We start from the raw sequence: 23,783 nt of genomic DNA on the forward strand, positions 1-23,783 counted from the left end.
CAGTGAAGCTTTTGATCGCATTCAAGTTGATTAAAGCGTAACCTTGATCATCCGTTAAATAGCAGGGAATGAACTACTTACTGCTAATAAAAGAACGATGCGCATACTGCTGATCGAAGAAGACCAACTTTTTGCCAAGACCTTAGTCCAAGGCCTGGAGGAGCTGGGCTGTCAGGTCGATTGGCGCGCGGAGCCTGAATCGGCCACCGAAGGCTACGATGCAGTTATTTGCGAGCGCGTCTGGGAGCAAAACAATCCAGAAACACAGGACGTCATTGGGCGCTCAGCCACCGCCATTGTCCGCGCTGTGGCCAATGCCTGGAAGAATCTGGATGAAGCCCATACCGCCAAAGATCGCGCCGTTCATCAAGCCCGCGCCTACAGCCGTTTGTCCGCCAATTTGAGCCATGAACTCAAAACGCCCATCGCCGCGATCCTGACCACTGCTCAGTCCATGCTGCGCTGCGAGCGCACCAGCGATAAATACAAACAAGCCCTACGGTTATGCGAGCGCAACTCGCGCAGCATGAACCAGCTAATCCGTCGCATGCTGGATCTCGCAAAAGCCGGTTCCGACGCCTGGGAGCCCAACCTAAAAGGCATCAACCCGCGTGATCTGCTAGCGACGTCCATCGACCTGCACACTCCGCTGGCGCAGGACGATGGCGTGGACCTGCTACTGGTCTGCAAGGAAAACCTGGCCATCGAAACCGACGTGGATCTGCTCCTCATCATGGTCAACAACCTGATCGGCAACGCCATTCGCTACACGCCGCGCGGCAAGTCGGTGATCATTCGCTTCGTGCCAGAAAGCCAGGAGCGCGGCGCAACGATCTCCGTCATAGACGAAGGGCCCGGCATTCGCCCTGAAGTCCTACCCCACATCTTTGACGCATTTTATCAGGACGACGAAGTTCGCAGCCGCAAGTCCACGATCCACTCCAACTATGGCCTGGGCTTGGCGTTGACCGCTGAGTTGGCGGAACGTTTACACATCAAAATCGACGTCGATTCCTCCCCCGGCGAAGGCGCAGCGTTTAATTTGATTTTGCCTAAAGCTCACTGAGCGCCAGCTCCCTTAACGGCGAAACTCGGGCAGGCTTTCCAGAAATGCAGGACAGCATCCCCCCAACCAGACAAATTGCTTGTCCATCTTACTGATGTAGAGAATGGAGCGCACACGGGCCAGCTTCCACAGGCTCAACAGCAACATGACGATGCCGGGCAGAAACAGAATGAAGAGGTCTTGATTGATAAAACCCGCCGCCATCAAAGGGATGCTAACAAACAGCATGATGGTGAAATTGAGAGTCCGTTTTTTACGTCGCTCGATTTGCTCGGGCGTCAAACCGATTTGCGTCTTGATGGATTTGCCCAGAATAGCCGCAAGGATAATGACCACGAGAAGACTGATCAAGATGGTGATGTATATCCAGGGCGGCGTGTAGCTGAGCTTGCGCCGGAGCTTCGCCTCCTCCTCGACAGGTTGATTCGTCAAGACGCAGCGATTCGGCAAATATGGCGCATCAATACGCACCACGGCGTATTTGCGATCACGCCAAATGCCCCCGCTCATCGGCAGAGGCTGCATTACTGGAGCGCCTACGGGCGCAGACGCCCTCGGCATCAACTGAGACCACAGTTGCCAATGACTCAGCCCTTCTTTCCAAACCAAGGTATCAGGGCGCACCACGCCATCGCTCACTAATTGCTTGAATTCAGCTTCACTTATAGGGCCATACTGGCTACCGTCGTTTGAATAAAACCATTGCATGTAGAACCGTTAGGCTCCCATCACAGTACAAGCAATTACATAGTAACGGATTTTGCACTCCCTTCAATATCCTTGGCATGCCCTCTAAAAGCAAACTCATCGCCGTCACCGGCGGCAGTGGTCGAGCTGGTCGCGCCGTCGTCCAACATTTGTATGACGCCGGTTACCGCATCTTGAACCTCGACCGCAACCCGCCACCTTCCCCATTGCCAGCTCGCTTTGTCCCAACCGACCTAACCAACTATGGCCAAGTCGTCGACATGCTGGAGGAGGTTGATTCAGTGGTTCATTTTGCCGCAATTCCCGCGCCGCTCTCTGCGCCACCGAGCGAGATTTTTCACAACAACACCGCCTCGACCTACAACATATTTCAGGCAGCGCGCTTACACGGAGTTAAGCGCATCGTCTGGGCATCCAGCGAAACCTGCTTTGGCCTGCCCTTCGATAACGTAAAGCCTTACAAAGCGCCGCTGGACGAAGGGCAACCGCCCTCCCCGGAGTCCGCCTATGCGCTGAGCAAAATCCTCGGCGAAGAAATGGCGCGACAGTTCAATCGCTGGTCTGGCATCCCGATTATTGGCCTGCGGCTGTCCAATGTCATGGAGCAGAAAAATTATGTGAACTTCCAGTCCTGGCAGCATGACCCGAAGATACGCGCCGTCAACATGTGGGGTTACATCGATGCACGCGACGTAGGGCGAGCCGTCGAATGCGCACTGACCTGCGAATTTCAGGGCGCGGATTTCTTCACCATCGCAGCAGCGGACACCGTCATGCACGCGCCCAATGATGAGCTGATGGCGGCGGCCTATCCCGATGTGCCTTACACCCCGACTCCCGGGCCAAACGATTCGCTCTACGACATTTCCAAGGCGCGCAACGTGCTTGGCTTCATTCCGCAATACAGTTGGCGGAACGAAGTTTAATCACCTGCCGTTCGCCACTCACCACGCAGGGAAACCATCTGCGGTGTTTGCGGCACGCCGTATTCCCGCCGTAATAGCAAGTGATGCAACAGGCGCACCCCCTCACGACCAATGGTCTTGGGCCGTGAAACCAAATGCGGCTGCCCGTCATCCATCGAGGCAAGCGCATTGAGCATATAGAACTGCGTTGGGTCACCACGCCACTGCGCAAAGTATTCTTGATGGTTTGTCACCAGCGCATCCAGCCGATGCCGCCTCACCCAGGATCGAAACTTTTGCGCCTCAGAGCAGACGCCGGAAAAGACAAAAGCATTCCGTCCAGCTAAAGCCGCCGTGTAGCCTCCCAGCCAACGATGGCCCGTGCGCGCTTCCAACCCAGCATTCACCGCAAAGCCAATCCGGTGGGCGCCCAATCGCAACAAGCTTTGCGTTGCAGAGTAAGTCGCGTGAAAGTAATCAGAGGCCACGGCATGCATGAGCGGCTGATGGCAAAGCGCCCCCAAAGACACCGCAGCATACTCCTGCCAGCGCCAAGCGGAAAAGTTGCGCTCCGCATCCGAAGGACCGAGCAGCAACCCACGAACCCCTCGATGAATGAGCTGCCTGTCCAACTGTCGTTGCTTGGCGGCGGGTGTCGGCAACTCGACGCGCTCGACCAGGTAGCCATGCCGTCGCGCTTCTTCGCGCACGCCGCTTAACACATCCTGACTAAACGCCGTGCCATCGCAGTCCAGGAAGACGAGCACGCTGCCATCTCCTTTTGATTGACCGTGAGTCCGGTAGCTGGCCAACGCGGATAGCGCGGGATCAGGACGATACCCCAAGCGTTCAATGGCGTCATTGACACGGTCCGCGGTCTCCCGACTCACGTTCTTCACGCCACGAACCACCCGCGATGCAGTGATGTGACTCACGCCCGCAGCAAGCGCGACGTCTTTCAAGGTCGGGCGTTTAATGGGTTCAGCGCACACAATTGACACTGTGAACAATTTGGCGCGATTTACAATCTGCTTTTGCACTGCAAACTGGCTTACATGGAAAACACCACCCCCTCTCAGACCATCCCCGCAAATGTATCCGGCGTCGTTCCCTCACTGGCGCAAATCGCTGACTTTGGACCGCCTCGGAGCGAAGTAGGCATTGGCTGCCTGATGCCCTGGCTCGGCAAGTTGTATATTTTGAACTACGTCTCCCACCGTCGCGAGACCGGCACGGGCACGGGACTCCGCGTCGTCGAGGGAGACTTCTCAATGAGCATTCACCCGGCGGCCGTCGACGGCACATACTCAAACCGCTACGTGCACTCGCCCAGCAGCCAGATGATCATCGGACCCCACGTGATCGACACCGTACACAAAGTGCGTACGGTCGAGTCGCTGATCAATGTGCGCCTTTGCGGCACGGCCACTCACCTGACGGATGCCGACAACCTCGTTTACATGCTCGGCATGGAAGGCGAGCTGTTCGAGCTCAACGTGCACACGCTGGAGACGAAACAGATCTTCGATCTCACCAAGGCGCTTGGCACGCCCGGTGAAGGCTCCTGCCATTTCAAGGACTGCTACACCGCGCACGGCCGGTTGGTCATCACGAACAATGACTACAATGGAGACGACTTTGAAGGTAAGCGCAACGAGGGGAATCTCGCCGAGTACGATGGCGCGGCCTGGAAAGTCATTGAGCGCAAACCGTTCATTTGCGTTAACGGTCTGAACGACTTCGGCGGCACGATCTTTGCCAATGGTTGGGACCGCGCTTCCGCCATCCTCAAGGTCTTCACCAAAGAGGACGGCCAATGGACCACCTACCGCCTTCCCAAAGCTTCGCATTGCTTCGACCACAAATGGCAAACTGAGTGGCCGCGCATTCGCTCCACCGAACACGAACGCCTGCTCATGGACCATCACGGCATGTGGTATGAACTGTCTCCCTGGGCTTACGGCAACCGCATTTGGGGCATCCGTCCAATATCGACCCATCTGTGGGTGCACGGCGATTTTTGCTCGTGGAAAGGCATGCTCGTCATCGGCGCTGACAACACCAGCCATGAAGGCGGCGGCAACCTGCAATGCGCCGAGCCGCAGTCTGGCATCTGGATGGGCAAGACCGACGATCTCTGGAACCTCGGTAAACCCAAGGGCTGGGGCGGCCCCTGGTGGGAAAACAAGGTCGAGGCCGACGAGCCATCGGACCCATATCTCATGACTGGCTTTGATAAGAAGGTGCTCCACCTGAGCCACGACTGCGACACAGCAGTCAACTTCGATGTGCAAGTGGATTTCCAAGGCAACGGGCAGTGGAAAACTTACTTAACGCTCGAAGTTCCGGCCAACGGTTACCTACCTCAGGTTTTCCCCGACGGGTTCAGCGCCCACTGGGTCCGCACCGTAGCCAAAAGCGCCTGCACTGCCACTGCACAACTGCACTACACCTGATCAATGCAGTTCTGCCAGCGCAATTATTGGTCCAACACAATGTTGCGGAAGCGAATCGGCGTATCTTCGCTCTGAAGCGCAATCGCGCCCTGGCTTGGGTGAACGTGCGTGATGTGGTTCACCGTCTCGCCATTAACCACCACCGTTAATTCACCACTCTGCGAAGTAATCTTGATGGAGTTCCAATCGCCGACCTCCTTATCGACGGTTGTTTTGCGATCGAGCCGGGTGACGGGAACGCCCGGCGCGACAAAAACTGAGCCCGATCCACTGAAGCCAGGCAACTGACCAATCGCATAGATGTCTCCCGCCATTCCGTGCTGAAGCTGGATCTCGATGCTGCTGGGCCAAGTGCGGAACCCGCTGGAACCGGGTAGCGCATGCACCAGAATGCCACTGTTGCCGCCTTCAACTCCCTCCCACTTCCACTCAAGCGACAATGTGAAGTCGCTCACATTTTCCGCGATGACCAAGTAGCCACGCGGCGCGCCGCTGCAAACGAGCTCTTCGCCTTCCATGCTCCACGCCTCAGCGCTGTTTAGTTTTTTTTCGCCGTCAAAAAATGCCAATTGCTCAACCGCTGTAGCTGGCAGCGTTTGAGAATCGGCGTGAAGCGCGCTGGCTCCGGCCAGCAAAAGAAAGGCAAAGTAACGAGTAGCATTCAATCGCATGCTCACGAATATGCCGGGCACGGCCACTGCTTTAAAGTTAAATCGCACGCACCCGATTAGCCGTCGGCTTCCGGGTGAAGCGACTGCTTCTTTTTTCGACGCCGTAAGTAATCTCCCAAACCCAATAACAGAAGCGCTCCCCCAAAGGCATAGGTGGATGGCTCGGGAATCACGCCTGGCACGATTTCGCCCGTGCTGAGGATGTAGGCATCGTAAACTCCAGCCGGCAGCCCGTAGGGATTCACGAACTTGATCTTACTCAATTGTTCCGAAGTAATGCCGCTGCCGTCCGAGCCGATGTAAAACTGGTCGGTGCCGCCACCGCCGGTTCCAGCGCCTCCGCCTGTCCCCAGGTTCAATGGATTACCCGCCCAATCGGTGACCAGCAATGTCTCCGACGACGACCAGTCTAAACCAGAACTATCGGCGAAGGAGATAATCGAACTCGTGGTGTTGCCGGTGAAGCTGATTTCGGAATCCGTGCTCAGCGTCAGGCTCAACGTCCCCAGATTTTCATTCACGTTGTTGAGGACGATGCTGCCACTGGTGAAGCTAACAGTGGTCGTGCTGCCAAACTGAACATTCGTGTCGGGCGATGCTTCGGATACGATCAGCGAACCGCCTTCAAGGCTGATGTTGGTTGTGCCGCCGCTATTAAATCCAAGTCGTGGATTCGTGCCTGTGCCTTCCATTTGCAGCGTTCCATTTTGCAGAGCGAGTGTGCCGTCGATTTCACCAGTCTGCGAACCAGAAAGCACTAATGTGCCGCCGCCGGTCAAGTTCACATCCTGCGAACTGGAAATTGCGGTTTCAATGGTGGCCGTATGACCGCTGTGGACATTGATGAAAGCCGTGTCGATCAGGCCGTTGTTACCAGCGCCATCGTCGAAGGCGATGCTCTTGCCATTGGTGTCAAAAACGATTTCGCCGCCGGAACCATGGCCAATCGTCACCGTGCCATCCACGAAGTCCAAACCGAAAACATTCGCGCTGCCCGCTTTGGTAATCGTGAAACTACCGCTGGCTTCGCCTGTCCCACCATCGTTGGCTGAAAACGTCGCGACTTTGTAATCGGTGAAAGCGCCGGTGGTAATGTTGCCCGTTGGATCATTGCTCCAGTTGGTGTTTGAGCTGTTCCAAGTGCCGGTGGCGGTGGTCGAGTTGGTCGCGCCTGCGGTGGAGCCATTGATGTCCCAATAAACGCCGGCGGTGAAGCCCGCCGTTTGCACGTGGTATGAGCCTGGAGATTCGATGATGTTGCCGCCGCCCGTGTCAGCCCCGCTATCCACGGAACCCCAAACAGCGGTATCCGCTGAAGAGACATACCAGGAGCGCGTAGTCGTCGAGCTGCTGGCGTCCGGCATTTGCCAAGCGGCGTCAATCGTGCTCGAACCGTCGATCAACTGCGTGTAGAGCGCCCACTGCGTATTGGTGTCGATTGCGTTTGGATCGTTCTCGTTGTAAATCCACACATAAGCCTGCTGACCGGCAGCAAAGGTGTAGCCGGTATCTGCGCCGGTGTAGGTGGACGTCGTTTCCTGGCTGGAATCCAGGCCTGCACTATCGATGTATAAACCGACGTTGGACGCGCCCGCAGTGTAGAAGAATGGATCACCGTCAAAGACATGCCAGTTGGCAGCCCATTCATCATAATTATCCGCCGTCGGCACAAAGCTGCCGAAGGTGCCAATCTCGTAGGTGTAGCCACTCGCTGGCGATGGAACCGAAGTGCCGTCCTGCTGCACAATACGATCAAACGCAACGCCCGTGCCCCAGTTAATAGTAATCTGGGCGGCCAGAACGCCTGGCAGCAAAATTAGCAAAAAGTATTTGAGATGTTTAATTCTCACAACAGCAGGAAAAACAGTTCAGTCATCAAGGTGAAGGCACAGGTACGATGAGCACCGTCTCGTCGCCTTCCGGCAGTTTGATTAAGCTTGCACGGTCGCTGCGGAATTGCAGCGCGTTGGGTGAGTCGTTCAGGTTCGTAAAGGGAGGTCCACCGATTTCCGCGTAATTCACCCAGGCGTCTTCACCAGCGAAGAGGAAGAAGACCGTGTTGCGGTCATCCACTTCGGGATCGGTTTCCCACAGCAGGATCTCCGCCGCATTGTCCGGATCGTTGCCAGCCTGGAATACACTGGATGTCATGCCACGGCCGTTTTGACCAGAGTCAGCGCTATCCACCGGCACCTGAGTCACCGGATACATCGCGCCAACCAGGTTGTAGCCAGGGATGCTTGGATCGTCGCCATTATCATTGAGCACGACGGCGGCGTCGTGATTACGCACCTTGCCGTATGAATAGATCTTGGACGCAGTCTGACGCGAAACGATCAAGAATCCGGTCGCCGGGTCGATCAATAAATCGCCTTGGTCCTCGAAGGGGAAGAGCTGATCTTCACGCACCCAATATGATCCCTCGGTGACGCCCAGAGGCGCCCACTGCGGCCCATAGTAGGCGAGCATGAAGGCTTCGTAGAGCGGGATGCTCAGGCGGTTGTTAAAGATGTAGATGTGCGTCGCCAGATTCGGGTCGCCGCTGTCCTGACCTTCAAAGGTCACGTCCTTATCGAAGAGTTCGCCAAAGGTGCGGTAACGGCGGATCTTGATATCGGCTCCGGTTAGCGCAGGCATGCCATTGGCCGTATTGAAGCTGTCGCCATCCGCAGGAGAATAAATGTCTGTATCAGTCGTAAGAGTGACTTCGTCCACATCACCGCTAGCGATGTCAAAACGATGACCTTCCAACGGCCCACTGGCGACTTCCACATAGTAGCCGCCACCGTTGACCAAGGCGCCCAAATCTGCTCCGTTCGCAGCGCTGCTTAAGTCGAGAATGGAGCCTGCCACGACATCCACCGAGCCGCAGAACACTTCATCCAATGTGAAAGGATTACTCCAGGAATTGGCTTCAGCGAGCTCCATCTGAGTTCCCTGCCAACCATAAACTTGCGTATAAAGCGTCGTGCTGCCGGTCGTCACCGCGAGACGCACCAAGCCGAAATCAGCCGAGTTGAATCCGGGCGCCGTCTGGATGTTGCCGTAGGTAACGGTTTCCGTGGCCCCATTGTCCTTGCTGGTAAACGGCGCCGAAACCGAGGAGTTCGCCGGTATCGTGGCAATGGTGAACCAGGAGCCAATCAGGTTGTTCGAGCCCTGCAATTGGTAGCTAACGTTGAGTAAATTATCTGGGCGCGTGAAGACCACATCGAAGCGACCGGTGCTGGCGTCGATCAATTGCAGGCTTAGCAATCCGCTGTTGAAGACCCCATTGCTGGTATCGCCATTGAGCGCGAGTTCGAGGAAGTCATATTCGCAGTCATTATCGTCGTTCGCCGTAGCGCTCGCGTCGTAGAACGAAGTGCCGCTGGAAATGGCGCCGCCACTGGTCACCACAATGCCGCTGATGATTTTGTTGTCATTGGCGCCATCATCATCCCCCGTGCTATAGTAGCCGCTAGGGTCCGTTTCACGGATGATGTATCTACCCACTGGAACCGTCGCAAAGCTGTAATCGCCATTGCCGTCAGTGGTCGTTGGGTAGCTATAAAGAATGTCCGCACCGTCCACGACCCCGTTTGCATTCGCATCCAGGATCAGGTCGATGGTCGCGTTGGCCAAGCCCGGCTCACCACCATTGAATCCGCCATCCAGATTCAGGTCTTCGTAAACTACGCCAGAGATCGAACCGTACTGCGCTTCGACGAAGAGTATCTCCGTCAAGGAATCACCATTGCTGGCAATCGTCAGCGCACTTTCATCACCAATGATATTGTTCACGGTGTTATTCGCGCCATCGGTATCGGCAATGCTGATATAGCCAGTTGGCTGTGTGAGTTGGACTACCCGGTAATCGCCAAGCGGAACGCTTTCGAAGGTGAATTCGCCAGCAGCATTGGTCGTCGCCACAGGTTCCTGGACGCCGCCAATGTTCGGGTTTGTGTCGATCGTCGAGCCATCGGCGTTGCGTAGTGTAATCACGATTCCAGAAAGACCGCCGTCGCCAATACCGTTGCCATCGGTGTCTGCTAACACATGGCCGCTTATCGAGCCGACATTGATCGGATCGAACACCGTCGAAGTCAATGGAGTGGTCTGCTGAACGCTGGTATAAGAAGCCGTATTCTTAACCGTGGACACATTCGGGTAATCGTTGACCAGAACTGAGTACGTTACCGTCAACGTATCGCCCGGGTTCATGTCGATATTGTTTGCTGCGGTAATCAACTGACCTGCTGCGGTTGGGTCGCCAGCGGAATTGGTAATCGAAAAGGCGGAAGTCGCGGTAATTTCGATTTCATTGACCACCATATATTCATTGTTGCCAAAGGAATTGCCAATTAAGCGCACCACGGTGTTGGCGTTGATCAGGTTACTCGGAATCGGAATCGCAAGCTGCTGCGGATTCGTCGACAATGCGCCTACCTGCTGATGAACCTGCGTGTAGTTGGAACCGCCGTTACCCGATACCTGAATCGTAAAGGTGTCCCCCGAGTCAATTGAACCGTACTGCTCCAGGTTGATATTGATGGTGGCTGACGTCATCGACGCCAAGTTCACCGCGCGGCGGATGTGGTAGTTTGAATTACCGATCCCTGTCCAATACAAGATATCAAGGGCCGCAGTATAGATGCGGATCTGACCCGTAGACGGACTGTTGCCGCTTTCACTGCCCCCTTCGATCCAGGATGTGGTCCAATTCGTCGAACCAAAGCTGTTGCTGTAAGACTGGACGGTAAAATTGTCCAGATACTGACGTGATCCTGAGTTACCCGACCAAGTGTAAGACGAGCTCGCCGGCACAAACGTAGTTCCACCGGGCAGTAAATCTGTCACCGCTACGTTTTCCTGAACTGAGCCTGTGTTGTTCGTGATGGTAATCGTATAGTCTATGATATCGCCCGGATTAACCGTACCGCTGGCGTTCGAAGTCTTCACCACTGAGATGGCTGCGCTCTGCTGTTGGTAACCAAAGTTGACGCCCGTTTGATCGGTGTTATCGCCCAAGGTAACTTCGACCGGAACAGTGGTGGTCGCATTGTAGGCCGGCGGCCCTTGCAAAGAACTTTCGTCGATGCGCACATCATATGAACCGGCATCCAAATTCGTGAAAATGTAGTCTCCACTGGCATCCGTATCCGTCGTTGGCTCATTTAAATCGAGCACGCCGTTCTCGTTCAAATCGAGGTAAACACTGATATTCTCCAAGCCGCTTTCGCCGCCATTCTGAGACTGATTGCCATCGCTGTCTTCCCAGACCCGGCCAGTGATACTGGACGTTTGCGTGCTCAACTGGGTGTCGTCATCGGTCGCATCCAGCAAGTTGGCAAACTCATCTTCTGCATCATCAACCGTTGCGGTGTTGGTGATCGAATTGGACTCGCCAATAACACGGAAGGTAACCGTCAAACTGGTCGAATCGCCCGTATCCAGCGCTCCCAGATCACTCCAGGTAATCGTTCCGGGAATGAAGAAAGATGGAGCAACGGAAGCAGACACATACTCGAGTAGGCTCGCGTCATACGTATCCACCAATGGTATGCTGACCACATCGGTATTCCCATTGTTCGTAATGCTAATGGTGTAGGTCGCCAGATCCCCATAGCTCAACGGCAAGGTCAATGGCAGAACCGAATTGAGCGTTTTGCTCACGGAAATATTCGGTCCCTGATTCGTGTCGAGGAAGACATTGTTGGCGTAAGTCGTGTTCGGCGCCACGGCCAAGCCGATCTGATTGTCGTTCGCGCCATCGGTGTCTGCGGTGCTCAGGTAATTGGCGGGATCCACTTCCAAGAGCACGTAATCCCCTGCCGCCACATCGAAGGAATAGTTGCCGGAACCATCGGTAACCTGCGTAGCGATGAGGTCCTCGTTGAAGTCAACCAATCCGTTCTGATTCAGGTCCTCATAAAGTTCGATCGTGACGCCGACCAAACCAGAATCTGCATCGCTGGTGTCTCCATCGCCATCGGCGTCATCACGCACCTGGCCACTGATGGTGGCAGGAATGCCGTCGATGAAGTCGATGTCGGTTTCATTGACTCCAGCGCCCAGCGAAATCGCCGTAATGCTTGGGTTGCCGCCATCTGAGTCGCTGACCGACACATAGCCAGACGCATCTTCAGCAACAATCAGGTAGTAACCGGCGCGGAGGTTGATAAAGCTGAACGAGCCGTCGACAGCAGTCGTGGCTTCCACGTCCACGCCATCGAACACGCCATTGCTGTTGCGGTCGATGAAGACGCGTAGACCTTCGATGCCGACATCGCCTATGCCGTCGCCATCCGTGTCATCGTAAACCGTGCCGGAGATGCTGCCCGGCAACAATTCTTCAGTGAAATAGTAACCCAGGTTCAGGCCAATTGTAACCGTGATCGGCGTAATGTCGCCAATGCGGTTGGGCAGCCCGCCATCCGAGTCGCCCACGCTTTGGTAACCAGCAGGCTGCACTTGGCGCACTTGATAAGTGGAGCCCGGTGTGAGATTCGTGAAGAAGAACTGGCCAGATCCATTAGTCGTCGTAGTGGTCGCTTGGACGCCCGGCGACGACGGATTGCTGTCGATGCTTGCGCCGCTCGCGTCCAGCAACTCCAGCACCACGTTCGCGATGCCGATATCGCCAACGCCGTCCGCATTGAAGTCCTCCAGCACGAAGCCGGAAATGGTTGCAGGCTTTTGCTCGATAAACGTATTGCCCGCCGTCGTCACGCCGTCCGTCACCACGATCAAGGTAACGTCGCCGAGGATATTGACATCTCCGCCATCATCCGCGCTGGCGAGGCTGAGGTAGCCGCTCGGCTGAGTCTGACGCACCTGATAACTGCCGGGCGGCACGTTCTCAAAGCTATAAGCGCCGTCGCTGTCGGTTGTGGTCACCGTGATCTGGACGCCCGGCAATGCCGGATCGCTGTCGATAGAGTTACCGGAGGAATCCAGCAGCTCGATGGTCACGTTTTCAATGCCGATATTGCCGTTGCCGTCGCCATTGGTGTCTTCCAAAACATAGCCGCTGAGGATGCCCTCCGCCGGGTCATCAATGTTGCTCGTCACCGAGGACTCAACCGCAACGGGCTGTTCGCTGCTGCTGACGCTCGCGGTGTTCGTGATCGCCGCGCCAACCGGGTCAGCCACCACCTTCACCTTGTAGGTGATGGTAATGCTCTGGCCGTCATTGAGCGTAAAGCCGTTGCCGATTTCATCGTCGATCGGGAAGTTGCCTTGGGCGCCAGGTTGCGCAACCGACTCAGTGTAGTTCACGGCGATGACAATGTCATCAAAGTGAATGTAATCTTCCGCCTCTAAAATTCCGCTTTCGGAATAGAAACGCAGCACGGTGGTATCAGTGAAGAATCCACTGGAAATGTTAATCGGTGATCCCTGATCAATGTAGTTGGCGTCGTTGCCTCCATTACCATACGTGCCGAGTGTGGTCCAGTTGGACCCACCGTCATTGGAGATTTGCACGTCGACATCGTCGTCGCCCGCGTTCAGCGATTCACGCCGGTAAGTGTAGTCAATCGTCGCGGATGTGGCCAAAGAAAGATCGAGAAAGCGGCCAGCGCCGTTGTCTTGATTTTCCACAACCAGTGACCACGAAGGCGTGTTGGCGCCAACGTCGTTGGTGATCGCGACATTGGCGAGTGCGAAGCCGTTGCTTTCATCGATTTCAAACCAGTTGCCAACCCAGCCAGGCGAGTTGCTGGTCGCCAGCGGAGACCCACCGGTTTCATCCTGAGATTCGAAGTCGTCAGTAATGTTCAAGGACACAGACTGCGTGTAGGTCAGCGGCGAAAGAACGCTCAGGCTGTTGGCCACGTAGGTGACATCAGCTGGCAGCGTGTCGGTGATGTCGATGCCGGTGTGCGTCGAGCCCGTGTTGTTGCTGACGAGAATCTTATAAGTGATCGTGTCGCCGGGCTCAACATCGCCCGTCGCATTAGACGTCTTCAAGATGCCCAGACCGCTATATTCAAAACCAACGTCAGCAGCAGGCGTGGTGGCGCTGGCGTTGACTGTGACGCTTTGCGGATCATTGCCCGTGGTCGCCGTCGTGTTCATGCCAGCCGGCAGCGTCGTCGTATCCACCTTGATCGAAACCGAACCAGTCGCTCCAATCACGATGACATAATCGCCTACGCTGGCGGTGACGCCGCTGGCCTCACCGCCATCCAGCACGCCGTTGCTATTGGCGTCGTGGAAGACGGTTACGCCGGATAAATCTGGCTCGCCCGCGTCCTGCGTTCCGTCTCCATCAAGATCGATAAAGAGATGCCCCGCGACGCCTTGTGGCTGCTGATAGCCAATGCCGGTAAAGGTATTCACGCCAGCAACCGCCGTCAGCGATTGTGGCTCGTTGTCGACGCCTCCGTCGGTGGTTAGCGTGTAGCCTGCTGGCAGCGAAGACTCATCCACATTCACCCAAACAAGACCGGGCGCGACTTCCGCCGTATAGGTTCCATCCGCCAGCGTGCGCACCGTCTGCACGTTTCCAAGAGAGTCCGTGATGATGACATCGACGCCGCCAATGCCGTCTTCGCCGATGCCTGGAGTGGTGCTGCCGTCGCCATCGAAATCGTTAAAGATAATGCCCGTCACGGTGGTCAGTTCAACGCCGAAGTCCGCATCGACGTCTTCGCCTGGCGCCAAGGTCAGGGAGTGGTAAGTCAGCCCCGGTGTGGTGATGGACAAAGCGTCATCGAGGAAGTTCTCGTCGATGCGCACCAGGTAAGTGTCGGCAGCCAAATTACCAATGCGGTAGGCGCCGCTGGCGTCCGTGATGTCAAAGGGTTCATTGCTGTCGCGAACGCCGTCTCCATCCAAATCGATGTAAACCCGGATGCCGGACAAGCCGCCTTCCGCGCCATCTTGCACGCCACTGCCGTCATCATCCTGCCAAACGGTCCCGCTGATGCTGGCGGCGTCGGTCGTTAGGTCTTCATTTTCGTCTTCGGCTGGCGGCACAGGGTCGCCATTTACGTCGATGGCAAATCGGGACTCGCCGACATTAAGCGCCGGGTCACATTCGCCAACAACGAGGAAAGTCATGGTGATCTCGGTCGATGCGCCCGCGCCAAACGTCGCTGCGCCAGCTACGAGGTCATTCCACTGCGCCACGCCGCCACCGCTGGAGTCCGCCACTGGTGTTGAAGCCAGCAACTGCAAGCAGGAGCTGTAGTTGTCGGTGAAAGGCAGGGATTCGATGGCGGTGTCGCCAGTGTTCTGAATCGTGATCGAGTATTCAACGAGGTTGCCATAATACGCGGTTTGCGCGCCGCCGATAAGCGTCTTGGTTATCGTCAGCGCCGGGTTGGTCACGGTCAGCGCCTCGGTGTCCGAGTCACTTGGGTCGTTGAAAGCAGACTCTGCATTCGCCGTGGCGGTGCTGGAAATCGTTCCCGAAGCGGTCGTGGTGTAAGTCACCGAAATGGTGATGCTTTCCCCAACGGCCAACCCGCCAAGGTCATCCCACGTCAGCGTGCGCGTGCCGCCTCCAAGCGAGGAACTGTCGGGCAAGATGGATGCGGTTACGAACGACAGTTCACTGTCCGCATACGCATCCAACAACTCGATGGAAGTCAGCGGAACATTGCCAACGTTCAGCACCGTAATATTGTAAATAACTTGGTCGCCGACAATCGCGGTTCCATCAGACGGATCCAAAAGCACCTTGTCGATAACGACACCCGCAGTGTTGGCCGTGGTGAAAGGAACTGCGGCTTGGGCTTGAGAGCCATCGGTCGGATCGTCGTCGTCAAAGTAGGTAACGGTTAGACCGGCGCCTTCGCCAGCATTGATGTCGCCATCGTCGCCGTTCGTTGTGTCCGTTGCAGATGGGAAGACCGCCGTGAAAATGCCGGTATTGACGCCGGTTTCGACCAACGTGACTACGTCCGTATCACCTGAGCTCGTGGTGATAGTGACTTGGACGGTGTCGATAGCGCCCGGGTCCTCATTTTCATCGTAGTCCACGAGACGCACGCCAATGGGTTCATTGCCAGTATAGGAAGTGGTTTCCGGGCCGTTGTCGCCCGTCGTGAAGTAAATCGTGGAAGGCGTGCCGCCATCAACGCCTGCCAAGGTCAACGTCGTTTGCAAGGTATCCGAAACAGTGCCTTCAGTGCCTTCGTCCGCAGAAACGGTGATCGTATAAACGCCGTCGGTCGCAGTTGACTGCCACTCGTATTCGTAGGTGAGCGAAGACGCGTCACTGGCAACCAGCGTCCCGACGGACTCCAACAAACTGGGATCAGGCGTAAGCAAATTGGACGCGTTGGGGTCCGTTATTTGGATGCTCGGATCGGTGATGTCCGCTGTGCCAAATGGATCGCTGATCGTGGTGCGGATATAAAACTTCTGCCCAACGTAGCCTTCGGTCACCAAGTTTCCATTCGGATAAGGCGCATCGTAAACTTCCACGTTCTGCACATCGATGACCGTCTCGGCCGGCAGTGAGATGAACGACGGATAGGTGTTGCTGTCGTAAGCAACGCGGAACGAAGTGCCCACCTCAGCGTTGGTGATCGTCATGATGATCGATTCGCCAGTCGGAATCGTCACGTCACTGCCTAAAGCCGCAGTCCAGGTAAGCGTGCCATCGACACTGTTGTAGGTTGCACTGTCAACCGTAGCAAAGGGTGGCTCCGACCCATAACTAAATTCTGCGATTACGTCCGCCGTAACTGGCATCGTGCCCGTTAGCGAATCCAGATAAGCCGTCGCGCTGATCACCCCGCCTTGCGGCATGTCGAAATCCATCACAAAACCAGGATTCTGGGTAAAAACCAATGCCTCACTGGAAGTGCTGGCCGGACGTATGGAGATGGCGCCATGGCAATATTCATCACCTTCGAAGCCCCAAGTCATCGCGACTGAAGAAGCACCCGCCTTGATGCTCGCGCCGCTACTTACGTTGGCAGGGTTGTTGTTCAGGTAGAGCTGCGTTTGGCTGCTGTCCGAGTCATTAAGCTGGTCGCCGTCGTCGATGGTGATTACGTCCAGCACAATTTCCTCTTCGGCGGAAGTCACATTCAGCGTCGAAGTCGTTGAACCATCTGGGCCATCTGCGCCGGTAAAAGTAGCGGGCGATGTTCTAAGCGGCTGCAATTGGTCAACGCCATAGAAAGTCGTAACGCCAACCGCCATACTGTCTCCCGATTCGCCGCCGGTGGCGCTCACCACCAAGTCATGCGTCCCGATATCGGGCGCCACCATGTAGTAAATCGCCGCCCAGTCTTCATCGTTGTTTGGACCACCAGACTGAATTCCGGCGCGGGTAAAGCCCGTGTCTCCGTTGTAACTGATGCTGACAGAATTCTCATCCACATTGCGATTCGGCGTATCATCATCTTGCCAGGAGAGCGTAACCACGATCAAGCGGTTCGCTTCATTCGCTGTGGTGTGGGAAACCGTAATCGAGGAGAAGTTATCGTTTGCGAATCCAGTCGAAGTCGCATCCCAATTGAGTACTCTCGCTTGCCGAATAGCCACGGCGACGCCAGCCCATTCCCCCGAAACACCGCTCGTTGAATAGTCAAAATCTAACGTGCCCCCCCCCTCGATAATGGAGGCGGCGCCCGCAATGACATCGTTCGGATTATCGGCGTCATCAGTCCAAAGCAACGTCTGGCTTCCACCGACCGAAATGAACTCGCCTTCGGAGGAATCCTGCTCATCCCAGCCAATGACGCTGTAGCCGATGTCATCTGCCCCGACTCCGGTCAGACCAAGGTCAAACGACGTCTGATTGTTATCATCGTCGGATGCATCCGTGACCGGTGTCCCAAATGGCGTCAGTTGATCGGCGCCCCAGAAAGTTGTGGCCCCGGCGACAAAAGAACGTGTGTTGCTGTTCTGGAGCGTCACCACCACGTTGCCAGTCACAGCAGGCGGGTTGACCAGATACCACAATTCCGCCCGCGCCACCGAGGTGGCGCCAGGTTCAGAAATCGCAGACAAAAGCTGCAGCGACTGGCCATTGAAAGTCACGGACTGCACGGGCGTTACGGCGACGCTATCCGTCGTTTGGTTGCCGCCGACTGCGACTCCAACCACGAGCAGCCGGTCTGGACCAGAGCCCACCGTGTGCGAGAAAGTTAAGGTGTTGGCATTGGCAGTCGTCACTGCCGAAGAGGTATTGACGGCCATCAATTCGCTTACGCTGCTGGGCGCTGCGGTGTAAGACGTCGTCGTATCCAGATTATCCGGGTCAGATGGATTAATGCGATCCGAGTAGCCAGTCGTATCGTTGTCCGCGCCGTCCGTGCTCAGGTAGAGGATTTTTTCGTTGGTCGGCACCGGCACAAACGCCGTGTCGGTGTCCGTATTGGGCAGCCCCACAGGATCACCCGGGTCCGTCGCGGAAACACTGAGCGTGTCGCCCACGTTGATTTTTAAGACGCCACTCTGAGGCGTCGCCGAGCCGCCAGAAGTCGTCGTCAGCGGACCGCCACGGAAAATCGATGTGTTCGGGCCCGTCTCAACGAGGTCAAGCAACTCGAAATCGCCGTTATCGTCATTGCGCACCAGGACGGTGAAGGTGTCGGCGTTGAACACGCTGACATTCAAGTCGGAGTCGACCAGTTGAACGTAAATATCTTCGCCTTCATTGTAGATCGCAACCGGGCTGTAGCCGCTGTCGGTAAACTCGATGTCCGGCGCGACACGGTTGTTGACGACGTTGATCTGACTGGAAGAGGACAGCGTATCGGCAATCAACACTTCCGGACCGATGTCCAAAATAGCGGTATTTACTAGGCTGCCAGCGGCAGCAGGATCGAGCGTGACGTCAAACGTGACCAACAACTCCTCGCGCACGCCTATCGTCGGCAAAATGATCCCGTCGCCATCCAGCGGAAAAGCGGTGCCCGAGGCGTCGTCAGCTTGCGCAACGCCGCCTACGGCCAAGGTGCCAGGGACGTAGGATACATTACTGGGCAATTCGTCGGAAAGCTCCAGGTCCGCCAGCGGCACCGCGCCGAGGTTCGTCACGCTGATGGTGTATTCGACGACGTCGCCTGGCTCATAGATGCCATCGCCATCGGAAACTTCCTGCGCCGTTTTGACTAACTGCGGAAACGGAAACGGCGGCACCGTTGTGCCCAAGTCAAGGTAGGGGTTGCCTGTGCCAGCCGTGCTGGGATCCTGCCCCCAGGCGGCGGTGATCAAGGTGCCATCGACCGTGTACAGCTTCATGCCGGTCTGGTCGTTGTCAGTGTTGTCGTAAACCTTGGTCTGCTGCAGGCGGTTGAGGTTGAACGCAACGTCGTACTGATTGCCGTTGGGGTCAACATTCGGACCCGTCGAGGCGTCGCCATCGTAGTCAACATAGACAACCGTGCTCTGCGTAACGGCCACCCAAACGGGGCTGCCTTGAGCGTCTGGCGATCCATTGCCATCGCGGTCATCCGCGCCTGGTCCCCAACCAACGACCACTTGTGGCGTCAGAATTTCCTCGGGCACGAGGCTGAAGCCCCAGTCCCAAGTGTCGTTGTCCGACCCTGACGAACCACCATTATTACCGCCCGCGGCGACGTTCGCGACGCCAAAGAACGGGTCACCTTCCCGGGAGGTAAAGACCGCGCCCGAGCTGCTGGGCATCGTATACTCGGCGACCGCGCCCGAAGCGACATTGATCGTGCCCGAGCTGACAAAGGTTTCGTAGTCAATGTCGATCGCGATGTCATTGGGATTGTAAAGATACACTTGCGTGGGCTGGCTGCTGCCCGAGCTGCCAACCGGGTTGTAATACTCCGAACTCCAGGTGTTCAGCGGCAGAAGCGTATACCAGCGCGCCTCCAGGTTACCGCCATTGTTGCTCAGGTTGCCCGTAATCAAGTGCACCTGCACATTTTCTGTCGCGGTAATGCTGCCACCGGTTTCCACGCCGCTAACAAAATAATTTTCGCCCTCGTTCAGCGTCCGGGTGACATCGGTAATTCCGTCGCCGTCCAAGTCGATCTGGACGGTGTTGCCGCTGGCGGTCGACATGACAAAGACCGACACGTACTCGAACATCTGCTCCGAAATGGCCGCCAAGTCTTCCCCGATCGGAAATTCATAACTGGTCCCCAGAAAAGCCGTTGAATAAACTTCAACCGCGCCCGCCAGAACGGTGCCGGGATTCGTTGCCCACTCCGCGCGCGTCATGGCGACGGCTTTGGTGGACGCCAATTTGTCCCGCGCATCAAATAAGATCGTAGACGTGTTACGCGGCGTGGTGACGTCGTTGGTCAGCGCAATAACCGCATCTGCGTCGATGATATCCGAGGCAAATCCTGGCGGAATGCCGTTACTGGGATCGCCGTCCCCCCAGATTTGCGTGCCCCCGGGATTGGAGGCGCTGTAAATGTTGACCGGGTTTGCGATGTCGATGTCGTATCCGTTCTCCCACTGGTCATAGTAGATGATCGTATTATCACGCGTCGTGGTCAGTGACGTGACGCTACGGATCGTCTGCCCCACCGTCCGGTTGGGTTGCAGCTCAACCAGCGTACGCTGCACCGAAGCTTCCGGCAGCGGCAGGTAGAAATATTGAACTGGCTCAGGCCCAGCACACACGATTGTGGTAAAGCCGAGCAGGATAGCGCCGATAAGCCAGCGCATCTTAGTTCCTATCACTTTGGTAGTAGATTTCAAAGGGAATAACTATTGAGGACTTTTATCTAAATATTTGTTACGTAATTCCGACTATTTACTTTGAAGTGCTCAATCGACCAACAGGGGTCGAAAGGATTGACAAAATAAACGGTCTTAAATAAGCAAACATTAATAGTAAATGAATATTTTGATTAAAGAGGCAGAAAATAGGCTGTTATTCCTAAATATTTTTCTAAAAAGAAAAGTAATCGCTCTGACATCAATAGGGCTATTATCCCTTACCTTTTCTGCAAAAGCCCCGGCCCGCATGTTAGACTGGGGCGGCTCAGTCTACGCCAATAACTTGGAGAGTGATCTCACGACTCCACTGGATGGCAGCTACGTTTTTTACCTGGGAACGTTTGAGGACTTCACCCCTAGTTCGGAAAATATTTCGGAGTGGGCCGAGCACTGGACTACCATTGATGCCGTCAACTACAACCCGCAGTACAGCGTCTTCAATGCCCGCCACAAGGTTTCCAACACAGACCCAACAGGTGAACAGGGATACATCTGGGGTGTCCGGCGCAGTCGCGAAAACATGGAGTGGATCCTCATCACGGACGCTGATTGGACATGGCCGACCGACGGCGACCGTGAGCGTAAGGTGAACTGGCTCGTCGGTTCAGCGACCACCGCCATCGTCGGCTACATTAACGGCGAAAACTACCAAATGATTACGTCCCCCGTCGGTGACACCACGCCAATTCCGGTCATCAGCTACGAGTTATGGGCAAAAAAGTTTTTTGCTGATGGCGATAACGCCGGTCTCAGCAGCAGCGACGCAAACGGCAACGGCGTCGACAATGTCATCGAATACGCCCTCGACAAGGACCCCGTCAAAACGACGACTGGCGCGCTTTTTGCCCCCCAGGCGCACAATTCGCCAAGCGAAGCTGGCCTCCCCCCCGCTGAACAGGGCAAATACCTCGGCGTCGTGATTCAACCTTCACTGGACGCCGATGTTGAAATCCTCGGCTGGGTATCCCCCGATCTCTCTTTTGCGGAAAATGTCACGGCGGCGGTTATTGAGACGCTGCCAGATGGTTCACTGCTAATCCGTGACCCCGTCGCCCTCGGCGCGGGCAACGAACGCAAATTCCTGCGCTTGGAATTCCTGGAAAACTAACCGTCGACCGTCCGCTATTGCCCCAATTGCCGCTGGACAACGCTCATCGTTTGCCGCCACTGCGGGCTACCTTGCAGTGAAGGCGTGCGCTGAAGCGCCTCTGCCGCCTTTTGCCATTCCCCGATTTTTGTGTAAGCCAGCGCCAGGTTGAACCAAGCGCGCTCAAAACCAGGCTCAAGCGCCACCACATCGGTAAGCAGGGAAATCGCCTCGCTGAAATTCCCCTGCTCCGCGCGAAACAGAGCCAGGTAGTAGAGCGCCTGCACGTGTTGCGGATCGATCCGAAGCGACTCCAGCAACGCCGCTTCGGTTGCTTCAGAGTCACCCAATCGGCTGTAAAAGACCGACGCCTGCAAGTGAACTTCAGCGGAGGCGCGATCCAACTCAACAGCCCGGTCGACCAGTAAGCGAATATCCTGCTCACTCCCCCCCAGAGCCGATAATCTTTCCGCCAAAATAAACGCATTCTGCGGGCGGTCGCTGTTAAACTCTTGGAATTCAAGCCATTCCGCTACTTCGTCTTCAGTCATGGCCTCGCGCCCCAGCGTGGCGAAAGCCACCGCAATACGAACCGAACGCGAGTCATCCCCCCGCCATAAAGACGCTCCCTGCGGCGTCCAACCAAGTGACCTCGCTGCACGATTTCTCACCAAAGGACTCTCATCCGTCTGCAATCCCGCCAAATAGTCTACGACGGCCTGTTCGTGCGCCCACCCGCCAAGCAGTCCAGCGTAAGTCGCCCGCCAGGCCGGAACATCCTCTTCCGCCGCCAGAGCCAGCAAGGCCTCATGCGCGTCCGGAACACCCTCGTGAGCTGCGGCCAAGGCCCGCGCCCGCGCGCGCTGAGGTTTGGCGGCCAATTGCTCGCCATACCATTTTTCGGCCCAATCCACCGCCCACTCTGTCGACTCGTCGGCATGACAGCGGTTGCACGCATTGGGAATGCCCAGCTCCAAAGTCAACAGCGGGTCTGGCGAGAGGAATCCATGATCCCGCCGCGGATCGCGCATCATGTAAGTCGTCTCCGGCATGTGGCATTCCACACAGAGGTTGCCTGCGCTCCCCGCCGCGTGGTGGCTGTGCGCCTCGGGCTGAATGATCGGCGCCTGATCGACGCCGGACTCATGGCAACGCATGCAGAGCTGATTATTGTTCGCCGGCAAAATCGTCTTCAGTGTGTGGGGATTATGGCAGTCGAGGCAGGTCACCCCCGCATGGCCCATGCGACTCATCATAAACGAGCCATACACAAAGTCTTCATCGCGTATTTGCCCGTCGTGATAATACAAGCCCGGCTGGTCCGGCAGGCTGAGTTCATAGTGGTCATGATAACGCTCGCCGGGGGAAAATTTATCCGCCGTCAACTGACCTCGACGCGAATGGCAGCTCGCGCAGTTGTCCATGATCTGGGCGGAACTCATTTTCAGGGACGGCGGCGCGGTGTAGCCCGGTTTGGCGGCCTCGCGGACGTGCGTTTCCAAACCATCGTGACACTGCGCACAGGCAATCCCCTGCTGAAGCCAGGTGGATTGATAGTGCCCGCTTCGCCAATCGAAATTCTTCTTAAACTCCGTCATGTGGCAAGCGGCGCAGTTGGCGTTCCAGTTCATGCCCTGCCCCGTCCAGTGGCCCCATTCGCCAGGCAGACGCCCTTCCCCGCTAAAGACCTCGAACCACTCGTGCAACTTGGGGTCGTAAGCCGCACTGGTCGTTTGCCACTGACCTTTGGGAAACGGTGCCAGGTATTGCCGCAGCGGGTCGGTCGCGATCACTCCCGTCAGCTCATGTTGGCTCACGCTGCCATCGGCCTCGTTCACTTTGATCACAAATTTGCCCGCCTGCTTGCTCAGCGTAGTTGTCACCCCGGCGTCAGTAAAAGTTCGGGTTGGGGTGAAGGCGGCGCTATCCAAGGTGGAATTCACCGGGCGATTGGCTAATGCGTGATGCGTGCCCTCCCAATCATGCACTGCGTCGGCGTGGCATTTTACGCAGGCCGAAGGACCGATTTCCGCCAACCGCTCTGGAAAAAACGTTTCCGGCATCAGGCCCTCAGCAAGAGCTGGTTTGGCGGAAGGCTTGGTCGTGCTTTTCGCCGGTTTTTCTGGCTGGCAGCCCGGAAAGGCCAGCAAGGCGCAGCCCACCGCCACAATCACCAGAAACAAGCGCCAAGAAACCATTGCCTTAGCTTTACGATGGCAGACAGCGCGTCAA

10 protein-coding genes are annotated in these 23,783 nt (G+C 56.3%); 4 read left to right on the forward strand and 6 right to left on the reverse strand.

What is annotated here, in order from left to right:
• Nucleotides 1-97 precede the first annotated feature (97 nt).
• Nucleotides 98-1,066: a sensor histidine kinase gene (locus tag RBB63_RS19925; RefSeq protein ID WP_309386910.1), complete on the forward strand. Its 969-nt coding sequence runs from the start codon at nt 98-100 to the stop codon at nt 1,064-1,066.
• Between the two features lie 12 nt (nt 1,067-1,078).
• Here the strand turns inward: RBB63_RS19925 and RBB63_RS19930 are convergent, their stop codons facing one another.
• The gene (locus RBB63_RS19930) at nt 1,079-1,774 is read right to left on the reverse strand and encodes a DUF4339 domain-containing protein (protein WP_309386911.1); all 696 of its coding nucleotides are present in this window, start codon (nt 1,772-1,774) and stop codon (nt 1,079-1,081) included.
• A 77-nt stretch (nt 1,775-1,851) separates the two neighbouring features.
• Between RBB63_RS19930 and RBB63_RS19935 the strand changes: the two genes are divergently transcribed.
• Nucleotides 1,852-2,700, forward strand: coding sequence for an NAD-dependent epimerase/dehydratase family protein (locus RBB63_RS19935; protein WP_309386914.1), 849 nt, complete (start codon nt 1,852-1,854; stop codon nt 2,698-2,700).
• Here the strand turns inward: RBB63_RS19935 and RBB63_RS19940 are convergent.
• Nucleotides 2,697-3,641, reverse strand: a complete 945-nt coding sequence (locus tag RBB63_RS19940; protein WP_309386916.1) for a LacI family DNA-binding transcriptional regulator — start codon at nt 3,639-3,641, stop codon at nt 2,697-2,699. The two genes, RBB63_RS19935 and RBB63_RS19940, sit on opposite strands and share 4 nt — an antisense overlap.
• A gap of 93 nt (nt 3,642-3,734) precedes the next feature.
• On the opposite strand from RBB63_RS19940, the gene RBB63_RS19945 reads away from it, so the two are divergent.
• Entirely contained in the window at nt 3,735-5,135 is a 1,401-nt protein-coding gene (locus RBB63_RS19945) for a hypothetical protein (protein ID WP_309386917.1), read from the forward strand.
• 23 nt (nt 5,136-5,158) lie between these two features.
• Here the strand turns inward: RBB63_RS19945 and RBB63_RS19950 are convergent, their stop codons facing one another.
• Genes RBB63_RS19950 through RBB63_RS19960 form a run of 3 tightly spaced genes read right to left on the reverse strand, consistent with a single transcriptional unit; the run spans nt 5,159 to nt 20,425 of the window.
• Nucleotides 5,159-5,806 (reverse strand): 3-keto-disaccharide hydrolase, encoded by a 648-nt coding sequence (locus RBB63_RS19950; RefSeq protein WP_309386919.1) that lies wholly within the window; start codon nt 5,804-5,806, stop codon nt 5,159-5,161.
• Nucleotides 5,807-5,862: 56 nt separating this feature from the next.
• Nucleotides 5,863-7,656: an autotransporter outer membrane beta-barrel domain-containing protein gene (locus RBB63_RS19955; RefSeq protein WP_309386920.1), complete on the reverse strand. Its 1,794-nt coding sequence runs from the start codon at nt 7,654-7,656 to the stop codon at nt 5,863-5,865.
• Between the two features lie 25 nt (nt 7,657-7,681).
• Nucleotides 7,682-20,425: an SdrD B-like domain-containing protein gene (locus RBB63_RS19960; RefSeq protein ID WP_309386921.1), complete on the reverse strand. Its 12,744-nt coding sequence runs from the start codon at nt 20,423-20,425 to the stop codon at nt 7,682-7,684.
• A gap of 286 nt (nt 20,426-20,711) precedes the next feature.
• On the opposite strand from RBB63_RS19960, the gene RBB63_RS19965 reads away from it, so the two are divergent.
• Complete coding sequence (locus RBB63_RS19965) at nt 20,712-21,572, forward strand: hypothetical protein (protein ID WP_309386922.1); 861 nt, start codon at nt 20,712-20,714, stop codon at nt 21,570-21,572.
• 14 nt (nt 21,573-21,586) lie between these two features.
• Here RBB63_RS19965 and RBB63_RS19970 read toward each other — a convergent pair whose 3' ends face one another.
• The gene (locus RBB63_RS19970; protein WP_309386924.1) at nt 21,587-23,749 is read right to left on the reverse strand and encodes a tetratricopeptide repeat protein; all 2,163 of its coding nucleotides are present in this window, start codon (nt 23,747-23,749) and stop codon (nt 21,587-21,589) included.
• Nucleotides 23,750-23,783 lie beyond the last annotated feature (34 nt).

It is taken from the genome of Cerasicoccus frondis (assembly GCA_031296915.1).
Classification (GTDB): Bacteria; Verrucomicrobiota; Verrucomicrobiia; order Opitutales; family Cerasicoccaceae; genus Cerasicoccus; species Cerasicoccus frondis.

What these genes read in the sequence shown, in the direction of transcription:
- RBB63_RS19925 (WP_309386910.1), top strand. Translation starts at nt 98, where the DNA reads ATGCGCATACTGCTGATCGAAGAAGACCAACTTTTTGCCAAGACCTTA.
- RBB63_RS19930 (WP_309386911.1), bottom strand. Translation starts at nt 1,774, where the DNA reads ATGCAATGGTTTTATTCAAACGACGGTAGCCAGTATGGCCCTATAAGT.
- RBB63_RS19935 (WP_309386914.1), top strand. Translation starts at nt 1,852, where the DNA reads ATGCCCTCTAAAAGCAAACTCATCGCCGTCACCGGCGGCAGTGGTCGA.
- RBB63_RS19945 (WP_309386917.1), top strand. Translation starts at nt 3,735, where the DNA reads ATGGAAAACACCACCCCCTCTCAGACCATCCCCGCAAATGTATCCGGC.
- RBB63_RS19950 (WP_309386919.1), bottom strand. Translation starts at nt 5,806, where the DNA reads ATGCGATTGAATGCTACTCGTTACTTTGCCTTTCTTTTGCTGGCCGGA.
- RBB63_RS19965 (WP_309386922.1), top strand. Translation starts at nt 20,712, where the DNA reads ATGTTAGACTGGGGCGGCTCAGTCTACGCCAATAACTTGGAGAGTGAT.
- RBB63_RS19970 (WP_309386924.1), bottom strand. Translation starts at nt 23,749, where the DNA reads ATGGTTTCTTGGCGCTTGTTTCTGGTGATTGTGGCGGTGGGCTGCGCC.